Genomic DNA, 10,490 nt, shown 5'->3' with positions numbered 1-10,490 from the left:
TTGGCTATGACAATGACGCAGAAAATACTGGCCGCCCACGCGGGTTTGCCCCAGGTGACGGCCGGCCAGCTCATCACCGTCCCCACGGATATGGTGCTGGGCAACGATATCACCACCCCGGTCGCCATCCGGGAATTCCGCCGCTGCGGCCGGGAACATGTCTTTGACCGGGAGAAAATCGCCATCGTTCTCGATCATTTTACCCCCAACAAGGATATCAAGGCCGCCGAGCAGTGCAAGGTGAGCCGGGAGTTTGCCCGGGAAATGGGAATTGTGAATTTCTTCGATGTGGGCCAGATGGGCATTGAGCATGCTCTGCTCCCGGAAAAGGGGCTGGTGAAGGCCGGGGATATCGTCATCGGCGCGGATTCCCACACCTGCACCTATGGCGCGCTCAACGCCTTTTCCACCGGCGTCGGCTCCACGGATATGGGCTGCGCCATGGCCCTGGGGCGCACATGGCTTAAGGTGCCTTCCGCCATCAAGGTGGAGCTGACGGGCGCGCTTCGCCCCCATGTCTCGGGCAAAGATCTGATTCTCCATCTGATCGGCGAAATCGGCGTGGACGGCGCTCTCTATCAGTCTCTGGAATTTGTGGGGGACGGCGTCGCCTCTCTTTCCATGGACGACCGCTTTGCGATCTGCAACATGGCCATCGAGGCGGGGGCCAAAAACGGCATCTTCCCGGCGGATGAAAAGACAAAGGCCTATCTTGCGGCGCATGCCCGGGAGAGCGGAACGTTCTTTGCGCCCGATCCGGATGCGGAATATACCCGCACCGTGCATATCGATTTAGACAAACTGGATTTCACGGTAGCCTTCCCTCACCTGCCGGGCAATGCCCATGTGGTGCGGGAGATTTCAGAAAAAATTGCCATTCAGCAATGCATCATCGGCTCCTGCACCAACGGACGGCTGGAGGATATCAAAGCGGCGGCGGAGATCCTCCGCGGGCGGAAGGTGGCGAAAGGCGTTCGGGCCATTGTCATCCCCGCCACCCAGAAAATCTATCTGGAGGCCATTGAAAAGGGCTATGTCCAGGCTCTCGTGAAAGCCGGCTGCGCCGTTTCCACCCCCACCTGCGGCCCCTGCCTGGGCGGGCATATGGGCATTCTGGCCTCGGGAGAGGCCGCCATTTCCACGACGAACCGCAACTTCGTGGGGCGCATGGGGCATGTGGATTCCAAGGTATATCTGGCAAGCCCGGCCGTTGCCGCTGCCAGCGCCGTCAAGGGTTATATCGCCAGCCCGGAAGATCTGTAAAGGAGGAAACGCAAATGAAGGCAAAAGGCAATGTATTCGCCTATGGCGACAACATCGACACAGACGTAATCATCCCGGCGCGGTATCTCCTCTCGGGCGATCCCGATGAACTGGCTGCGCACTGCATGGAGGATATCGACAAAGAATTCATTCACAAGGTGCAGAAGGGCGATATCATGGTGGGGCAGCTGAATTTCGGCTGCGGCTCCTCCCGGGAGCATGCTCCCATCGCCATCAAGGCGGCGGGCATCTCCTGCGTCATCGCCAAGAGCTTCGCCCGGATTTTCTATCGCAACGCGATCAACATCGGCCTGCCCATTCTGGAATGCCCGGAAGCCGCGGAGGAGATCCGCGGCGGCGACCAGGTGGAGGTGGATTTTGACACCGGCTCCATCCGGGATATCACCACGGGCAAAACCTTTCAGGCTCAGCCCTTCCCGCCGTTTATCCAGGAGATCATCACCGCCGGCGGGCTGGTGAACGCCATCAAGGAGGGACGTGTATGAGAAAAATCGGAAGAACAACCTATCATATTGCCGTCATCAAGGGCGACGGCATCGGCCCCGAGATTGTGACCGAGGCCATGAAGATCTTGCATCTCGCGGGAGAAAAATTCGGCTTTCTCTGCCAGTTTCATGAGGTTCTTGCCGGGGGCTGCGCGATTGAAGCCACAGGCCAGGCGCTGCCCGAAGAGACTCTGGAGGCCTGCCTGGCAAGCGACAGTGTGCTGCTGGGCGCAGTCGGCGGCCCGCAGTGGGATACCCTTCCCGGCGAGAAGCGCCCGGAACGCGCTCTTCTCGGGCTGCGCAGCGGCCTCGACCTGTTTACCAATCTGCGCCCGGCCTATCTCCAGCCGGCTCTGGCCCATGCCTGCCCTCTGAAACCCGAAATCGTTGGGGAGGGCATGGATATCCTTATCGTCCGGGAGCTGACGGGCGGCATTTATTTTGGCAAACGGGGCCGCACCAAGGTAAACGGCGCTCCTGCTGCCTTTGACACCGAATGCTACAGCGTTCCGGAAATCCAGCGCATCTGCCGGGTCGCCTTTGAATCCGCCCGCAAGCGCAGGGGCCATGTCACCAGCGTGGATAAAGCCAATGTGCTGGAAAGTTCGCGCCTCTGGCGGACCGTGTTCCACGAAATTGCCCGGGAATATCCGGACGTGACCGCCGACGACATGTTCATCGATAACGCCGCTATGCAGCTGGTTCATAACCCGGCCCAGTTTGATGTAATCGTCACCACCAACATGTTTGGCGACATTCTTTCGGATGAGGCCAGTATGCTCACCGGCTCCATCGGCATGCTTCCCTCCGCCTCCCTCGGAGCGACGCGGCTGGGGATGTATGAGCCGGTGCATGGTTCTGCGCCGGATATTGCCGGAAAGGGCCTGGCCAATCCTTTGGCAACCATCGCCTCCGCCGCCATGATGCTGCGCTATTCTCTGGATCAGCCGGCGGCTGCGGACGCTGTCGACCGCGCCATCGCCGCCGCTTTGGCAGATGGCTGGCGCACGGCGGATATTGCCGACGCTTCTACTCCGGAGGAAAAAATTCTTTCCACCGTACAGATGGGAGAGGCCGTCGCATCCTTGCTGTAACAATCCCCGGGGATTCCCCGGAAATACCACAAGTTATCCACACAAAAAAAGAGTTATCCACAAAATTCTCCGCAGAATTGTGGATAACTCTTTTTTCTCCTGCTTCTTAAAAAGAAAACAGGCAAAGAAATTGTATGACTGGTTTCCTCTGCTCCGCCGATTTTGGCCCGCAAGGCAGCTCCTCTGCCCGGTTCTTTCCCCGGTGCTTTTAGCCGGCAGTTCCTCTAATCGTTATTTCTATCATCAATGCAAGCCCTGTCTGGCCGTTCATCTCCCGCGCTCATCCCATAAACCGCCCACTGCAAACAGACGAACGCTCCCCCTTACAGGACAAAAATTTTCTTTTTCAAAATATTGCGGGCTTGCCTGCGTCAGAAAATTTTCCCATAAAAAACCCGGACAGCTTTGGTCTGCCCGGGTTCTTATTCCATCTTTTATTCGCCAATCGCCTTTTTAAAGCACCGACGGCGTTTAAAATTGCTCTCCACCTTATAGGCCGCAAAGAGCTTTTGAATGTTGTAGTTCTGCTCCAGCTGCGGGCCGGTTTCGGCATAGAGAATGCCGTTGTCCGCGGCGCGTTTGGTGATCTCATGGAGCAGCACGGCGGAAAGGCCGGTGTTGCGGTATCTCGAATCCACGGCGATGAAATACATATCCAAAAACCGGGGCTTTTGAATATTGCGCAGAACCGGAATCCAGCCGAAGGGGAACAGCCTGCCGCCCGTCTTTTTCATCACATCTGCCATTCCCGGCGCCAGCACACCCATGGCCACCAATTCGCCCTCTTCATTTTCGATCAGCCCCACATAATCCAGGTTCAGCAGCAGCAAAAACTGGCTGACATAGTATTCCTTCTGCCGCTCGGTCAGGGGAACAACGCCATAAAGGTTTTTATATTCGCTGTTCAGCAGCTCAAAAATACGGCCGATATAGGGCTTCACCTGTTTTTTGCTCTTTACATGCACGACCCGGAATTTGTTTTTCTCAATCACACGCCTGCAGATCCGGGCCAGCTTTTCCTCATCCACCGACTCCACATATACCTTGTGTTCCGTCCAGTCCACATCCTTCTCAAAGCCCAGGCGGTTCATATGCTCCACATAGTAGGGATGGTTATAGTAGGTAATAAACAGGCCTTTCTTCTCGAATCCATCCACCAGCATTCCCTCTTTATCCAGGTCGCAAAAACCCAGGGGGCCGACCACTTCGTTCAGGCCGTTTTCCCGTCCCCATTGCTCCACGGCCCCAACCAGGGCGTCCACCACTTCCGCATCGTCGATAAAGTCAAATCGGGAAATGCGGATGCGCTTCTGCTTCCAAATCTCGTTGGCCTTGTGGCTGATGATGCCGGCAACCCGACCGACGATCTTCCCGTCCCGCATTGCCAGAAACAGCTTCATATCGCAATAGTCAAACGCCGGGTTCTTTTCCGGGTTCAGGTTCGCCATCTCGTCGGAGAGCATGGTGGGAATGTACTGCGGGCAGTCTTTATACAGCTCATTTTGAAACTGTATAAATTTTTTTCGCAGCCGTTTCGTGTTTGCTTCTTTAATTTCTACCATATAATACCTCGAATCAAAATAAAAAATATAAATACTCCGGCCCCCGCAGGCGGCGCACAAAAGAACAGCCGGTATATTCCCCGGCACTTCGCGTTGCTGCTCCTGCCCGGCAAGGACTATTTATGTATTATACCATAAAAACATAAGGTTCGGCGATGCCTGGGCAAAATTTCATATTCCCCCGCCGTTTTAACGCAAAAAGAAAAAAAGGCCGGAAATTTCCGGCCTTTTTTCAGGAATCCGTCTCATTCTTCTGCTTTTTCTTCTTCCGCCGCTGCAGAGGGAGAACAATGGCCAGCGTGACCCCCGCGATCCCTGCCAAAAGAAGCAGCACCGGCGCCGCCCCGGCCAGAGCCACCGCGGCATCCTCAAAGAACGCGCCAATGCCTTTCATGGTCCCCGAAAAAGCGTCGGACGCCCGGTTTCCCACATCGCCATTCCCAGCCGGCAGTCCGGCCGACGCATTTTCATCCAGATAGATGGATATGGTGGAATACTGCACCTGGCTGTCCATATGCCGCTTTTCGCCTTTTAATATATCCAGATCCGTGAGAATCTGGGCCATCTCCTTTTCGAGAGTGATGATATCCTCCATTTTTTCCGCCTGTTTCAGATGTTCCTCCAGCTTCGCGTAGCGCAGCTCCAGAAACGAAATGCGGGATTCCGTGTCGTAATATTGCTCGGAAACATCCTCCACAGAGGAATTTTTATGCAGAACCTCCCCAACGGTCTCCAGTTTTGCACAAAATGCCTCATAGTTTTCCGAGGGAATGCGGGCCTCGATCTGGGTGTTTCTCCCATTCTCTCCGTACTGCGTGGGCTTGCGTCCGGTGTTCTGTTCCATGGAGACATAGCCGCCCTGTTCCTTCACTGCCGCCAGGATGGCCTGCCGGTCGGCATCGAAATCCCGGCTTTCCAGGGTATATTCGGCGCGATAGACCAGCTTCTGCCCATTCTGCGGTGCCTGGATGGCTACCTCTCCCGCCTCAAGCGGAGCCTCCGCCGGCGCTTCCGCCTCTGTGTCTTGGGATGCGCCCTGGGACGGCGCCGCTTCATTCATCGGGGCGCCGCTGCACGCGGCCAGCGATAAGATAAGAATTCCTGCCAACAAAAACGCCATGATTTTTTTCATAATATCCCCTCCTTATGAAAAAGTCCTTTGCTTGTTCTCTTGCACAGGTTCAAAGGTGCGCCGCTTCCCGGAAATTTCAGAGGAAGCCTTCTGCATATTTCATAAAAACTCCGAGAGCCTCCCCCGGTTATTTTTTCTCCTCGCTGACCGTCACTCCCCCAAAAACCGCCGTATAGCGGATATAGAGCGTGGGGCCGTTCAAAACGGCATGCCGGGTCTTGTCATCTGCGCCGCCAAACACCGGCGTTCCGGAAATTTCCACATGCACATTGCCGGGGACATAGATCTCGATGCCGCCAAATACCGCCGTCGCATCCACATAAGCATCCCCCAGCAAGCCGATTTCCCTCAGATCCAGATCCACGCCGCCAAATACTGCATAGACTGCGGCACTGTGAAAATCCTTGGAATTATTCAGGCCGTCGACCCCGCCGAATACTGCGGTATACGTCTCCTCCGCCTTGCCGCTGGCCTCCCGGCCGGGAGCCGGACGCCGCCAGAGAAGCGAAATACCCACGCATACCACCACCAGACCCAGAAGCAGCAGCCAGAGGTTGATCCCCGTCAGAATCCCATTCGCCCGGAGCAGGAGAATAATCCCCACACTGAGACAGATCAAATGCCCGGCGTTGATCCGGGTATTCAGCATGGAAATGAGCGTCGGGATAATGATGAACAGCGTCCACCAGCCGGGAAAGAGGGAGATCCGGATGACATTGGTGGCATGAAGAATCAAAAGGATGCCGCCGGCAATCACCAAAAGGGCCGCGAGTATCGTGCCAGTTTTTCGTTTCATGAAAGTCCTCCGCTTATTTTTAGTTTTACGATAGAAAAAAGGATGTTTCCCCGGAAACCGCCCCTTTGGCATGGGGCTGGGGAAAAGGCGGGCTGCCGCGTTTTCCGCCGGACGGCCCTGGGACGCCGCGGCGGGAATCTCGGTGTATTTTACACATAGTATAGCATAAAACTTGTGCAAAAGGCAAAAAATTGCTACAATACATTTTATAATAATGCCTGTTTAACGTTAGGGCAGAAGATCATCGCTCTTTCCAAAAAGACAGGGGAAAGGTCTGGCTATGAAACAAGCGCAGAAAGGCGCCGACGTCCGAAAAAACATTCTCATCGCCTTTGCCTGCATCACCGTTCTTGCTATCCTGGCTTATGTGGGCAATCAGTATTTGCTGCGCAAAAATGGTTTCTCGCCGGCTGCCCTTTCTGCTGCCCAGCTGGAAACCGGAGCCGAAGGCCGTGTGCAGCTGACGCTGGATGCGCTCCAGGGGCCTTTCGCCGCCCAGGAGCCCGATCTTTATTATTATTTTTTCCTTCCCCAGGACGGGGAGGAAGGGCGCATAGCGGTCATTGCCCTGCGGGAAAGCCAGCAGAATGAAGATCTTTCCGCCCTTTTGGAACAGTCGCAGAATCCCGGGAATACACAGTCCCAGCGAGTCACGATGGAGGTCACGGGAACGCTGGAGCAAATCACCCCTTCCCTTCGGGAAACCCTGAAGACCCAGCTGGATGCCTGGCTGGATGAAGGAGCGGTCACCGACGAGGATCTTTCCGCCCTTTTTTATCCCTATTATGTGAGCGAATCCAGCGTGGAAGCGCCGGCCACGGATATCATCTATTATGTTCTGTTCGGCGGGCTCTATCTGGCCTGGTTTGTTTATGCCTGGGTTGCTTTGGAAAACGTCCAGAAAGAGGAAACATAGGCTTTCCCGGTTTGCAGCCGCCCTGCTCCCCATCCGCAAACAGGCGCAATGCCCGAATTATTTTAAATAAACCCTTTTGCTGTTTTCCTGCTCCGCCGGCTTTTGTGGGGCAGTTTTTTTCTGCCCGAAAGGCGCAGGCACAGCCTGCCCAGCAAATATCCCAGCAGCATCCCCGCCGTGTTGCATAGAACGTCGTCGATATCCGTCGCCCGGGGCAAAAGCAGCTGAAACATCTCAATACATATTGAAAAAGCAGCCCCGGCCGCCAGATATTTCCACCAGGCGCCTCCATAGCAAAGCACTGCCAGAAGGCCCAGGGGAACAAACAGGCACACATTGCCAAGAAGGGATACATACAGCGCCGCCCCGCCGTAGTATTGGAGAGAATTTCCCACATAGTTTAAAAAATTGCCGGGAACAAGGTTCCAGGAGGTTGCATTATGCGCCCCAAAGCTCCCTCCCGGATAATAGAGATTCAGTCCGCGCTGCATGCTGACTTCCGGCAGCACGGTTACTGTCAGCACAAAAATCGTATACAGACACAAGGCCGAAAGGCCGATCTCCCGCCGGAACCGCACACGCCTTCGGCATACTTTCAGCCACACCGCCCGCGCGGCGATATACAGAGGGAAGAAAACAATGATATAGGGAAGAGCCTGAAGAATATAGGACCAAAGAGTACCCAAAACCATTTTCATATGGATATATGCTCCTTTTTGGCTGTTTTCTGTGTTTTTGGATTCCGGCAACATGCCGCATTTTGCGGCGGATGGAAACCCCTGCCGCCGTGCAGGCCTCCGGAATTGTCTTTATTCTATCATAACGCGGGCCGCAGGTTTGTAACAATCTTGTTTCAGGGCAGGCGGGTGTCCCCTGGCTCCCGCCTGCCCGTTCCCCAACGCCGTTTCTTTTTCTGCCGCAGGTTTTCCCCTTTTTTCCCGGCAAACCCTTGTCAATCCCGGTTTGGCGGTGTAGAATAAATGAGTGTTTTTGGACATATTCCGCCCCGGGCGGATGAGAATACAAAAGTTTTTATTTGAAAGAAGGAGAAAGTTTGGAAACAGTTAGAAATGATTTGCGCAACATCGCCATTATCGCCCATGTTGACCATGGCAAGACGACGCTGGTAGACCAGATGCTCAAACAGGGCGGCATCTTCCGGGACAACCAGGTTGTAAACGAACGGGTCATGGATTCCGGGGATATCGAGCGGGAGCGCGGCATCACCATTTTGGCCAAGAATACTTCTACAGAATTCAATGGCGTTAAGATCAACATTGTGGACACCCCCGGGCACGCCGATTTTGGCGGTGAGGTGGAACGTTCCCTGAAAATGGTCAACGGTGTTCTGCTGCTGGTGGACGCCTTTGAAGGGCCCATGCCCCAGACGCGGTTTGTCCTGCAAAAGGCACTGGAACTCAACCACAAGGTTATCATCGTCGTCAACAAGGTAGACCGCCCGGATGCGCGCCCGGACGACGTGGTGGACGAAGTTTTGGAGCTTCTTTTGGAGCTGGACGCCACCAACGAACAGCTGGACAGCCCGGTGGTGTTCTGTTCGGCCCGGGAAGGAACGGCCAGCCTCTCTTCCAGTGAGGCAGGAACCGACCTGACTCCCCTGTTTGAAACCATCATTTCCCATATTGACCCGCCGTCCGGCGATCCGGAGGGGCCGCTTCAGGTGTTGGTTTCCTCCATCGACTATAATGACTATGTGGGCCGTATCGCCGTGGGCCGCATCGAGCGGGGATGCCTGCGGCAGAACCAGGAGGTCGCCCTCTGCGACTATCACACGCCCGAGCTTTCTGCCAAGGCCAAGGTCACGGCCATCTATCAGTTTGACGGGCTCAAGCGGACGGCCGTAGACCATGCCACAGCCGGAGATATCGTCTCCTTCTCAGGCATCGAGGATGTAAACATCGGCAACACGATCTGCGATCCGGCGGCCATTGAACCCATTCCCTTTGTGAAAATTTCCGAACCCACGGTGGAAATGACCTTCTCGGTTAACGACAGCCCCTTTGCCGGGCGGGAAGGGAAATACGTTACCTCCCGTCATCTGCGCGGGCGCCTGATGCGTGAGCTGCAAAAGGATGTTTCCCTGCGCGTGGAAGAGACGGACAGCGCTGATTCCTTCCGCGTCATGGGGCGGGGCGAAATGCATCTCTCTATTCTCATTGAAAACATGCGCCGGGAGGGTTTTGAGCTGCAGGTCAGCGCTCCCAAGGTGCTCTATAAGACCATCGACGGCAAGCTATGCGAGCCGGTGGAAGAATTGGTGGTGGATGTGCCGGAAGATGCGGTGGGCAGCGTCATCGAGAAGCTGGGGGCCCGCAAGGCTGAGCTCATCCAGATGAACCCCAACGGCAGCCGCATGCGCCTGGAATTCCATATCGTCTCCCGGGGCCTGTTCGGCTATCGCAGCGAGTTTTTGACAGACACCAAGGGCGAGGGCATCATGAACACCATTTTCTATGGCTATGAGCCGGTCAAGGGGGAGATCCCCCGGCGGAATCTGGGTTCTCTCATCGCTTTTGAAACCGGCGAGGCCGTCACCTATGGCCTCTATAATGCCCAGGAGCGCGGCATGCTCTTCATCGGGGCGGGCACGGAGGTATATGGCGGCATGGTGGTGGGCTGTTCCCCCAAGAGCGACGATATCGTCGTGAACGTATGCAAGAAAAAGCATGTTTCCAACGTCCGCGCCTCGGGTTCCGACGACGCGCTGCGGCTGACGCCCCCCAAGGTCATGAGCCTGGAGGAAACGCTGGAGTTCATCCGGGATGACGAGCTGGTGGAGGTCACGCCCAAATCCATCCGCATCCGCAAGCGGATTCTGGATCACAATATGCGGCTCCGGGCCAACCTAAAGCGGCAGTCCTAGAGAGGAAAAGACAACCAAAGAGCGCGGCAGCTTTTTAAAAAGCATCCGCGCTCTTTTTATTGGAAGAAAACCGGCAGCAGGAATTTTTGCCCCTTCGGGAAGAAGGGAAATTCCCCGCTTTTCACTTTCCAAATCGTATCCGAGAACCAGGGCCATCCCGCCGAATCCTTTGGAATGATTTCTTTTTCAGCCGCCCAAATGGCGCCTATAGTATGCCGTCACAAAAAACCGCAGCTCCTGCCGCCTCACAGAAGGACCGCAGCTTCAAAAATCCAGAGACAGCGGCAATAGGAATCGGGATCATCCCCGGCTTCCTAACCCCAGCCGCAGCATTTTT

At 55.5% G+C, this 10,490-nt stretch carries 9 protein-coding genes; 5 read left to right on the top strand and 4 right to left on the bottom strand.

What is annotated here, in order from left to right; genetic code table 11:
- The 3 genes from leuC to leuB are packed head-to-tail and all read left to right on the top strand — an operon-like array spanning position 1 to position 2,863.
- Complete coding sequence (gene leuC / locus H8693_RS06365) at positions 1-1,263, top strand: 3-isopropylmalate dehydratase large subunit (protein ID WP_249280293.1); 1,263 nt, start codon at positions 1-3, stop codon at positions 1,261-1,263.
- A gap of 14 nt (positions 1,264-1,277) precedes the next feature.
- On the top strand, positions 1,278-1,769 hold the full coding sequence (gene leuD / locus H8693_RS06360) for a 3-isopropylmalate dehydratase small subunit (protein ID WP_178621242.1): 492 nt from the start codon (positions 1,278-1,280) through the stop codon (positions 1,767-1,769).
- Positions 1,766-2,863, top strand: a complete 1,098-nt coding sequence (leuB, locus tag H8693_RS06355) for a 3-isopropylmalate dehydrogenase (RefSeq protein ID WP_178621240.1) — start codon at positions 1,766-1,768, stop codon at positions 2,861-2,863. Before leuD ends, leuB begins: the two co-directional genes overlap by 4 nt.
- A 434-nt stretch (positions 2,864-3,297) precedes the next feature.
- On the opposite strand, the gene H8693_RS06350 is transcribed toward leuB, so the two are convergent.
- From H8693_RS06350 to H8693_RS06340, 3 genes are all read right to left on the bottom strand, one after another.
- Positions 3,298-4,425, bottom strand: coding sequence for a GNAT family N-acetyltransferase (locus tag H8693_RS06350; RefSeq protein WP_249280292.1), 1,128 nt, complete (start codon positions 4,423-4,425; stop codon positions 3,298-3,300).
- A gap of 232 nt (positions 4,426-4,657) precedes the next feature.
- Positions 4,658-5,557 (bottom strand): DUF4349 domain-containing protein, encoded by a 900-nt coding sequence (locus H8693_RS06345; protein WP_249280291.1) that lies wholly within the window; start codon positions 5,555-5,557, stop codon positions 4,658-4,660.
- Between the two features lie 127 nt (positions 5,558-5,684).
- On the bottom strand, positions 5,685-6,353 hold the full coding sequence (locus H8693_RS06340; RefSeq protein WP_178621235.1) for a LiaF transmembrane domain-containing protein: 669 nt from the start codon (positions 6,351-6,353) through the stop codon (positions 5,685-5,687).
- A gap of 280 nt (positions 6,354-6,633) precedes the next feature.
- Here H8693_RS06340 and H8693_RS06335 point away from each other — a divergent pair, with 280 nt between their 5' ends.
- Positions 6,634-7,269, top strand: coding sequence for a DUF6709 family protein (locus H8693_RS06335; protein WP_249280290.1), 636 nt, complete (start codon positions 6,634-6,636; stop codon positions 7,267-7,269).
- Positions 7,270-7,331: 62 nt separating this feature from the next.
- Here the strand turns inward: H8693_RS06335 and H8693_RS06330 are convergent, their stop codons facing one another.
- Positions 7,332-7,967 (bottom strand): VanZ family protein, encoded by a 636-nt coding sequence (locus tag H8693_RS06330; RefSeq protein WP_249280289.1) that lies wholly within the window; start codon positions 7,965-7,967, stop codon positions 7,332-7,334.
- Between the two features lie 356 nt (positions 7,968-8,323).
- Between H8693_RS06330 and typA the strand changes: the two genes are divergently transcribed.
- The gene (gene typA / locus H8693_RS06325) at positions 8,324-10,153 is read left to right on the top strand and encodes a translational GTPase TypA (RefSeq protein ID WP_178621229.1); all 1,830 of its coding nucleotides are present in this window, start codon (positions 8,324-8,326) and stop codon (positions 10,151-10,153) included.
- Positions 10,154-10,490 lie beyond the last annotated feature (337 nt).

Origin of the sequence: Guopingia tenuis, from assembly GCF_014384805.1 — a bacterium.
In the GTDB taxonomy this organism is placed as follows: Bacteria; Bacillota; Clostridia; order Christensenellales; family Christensenellaceae; genus Guopingia; species Guopingia tenuis.
This window is presented reverse-complemented; position numbering and strand designations above follow the sequence as displayed.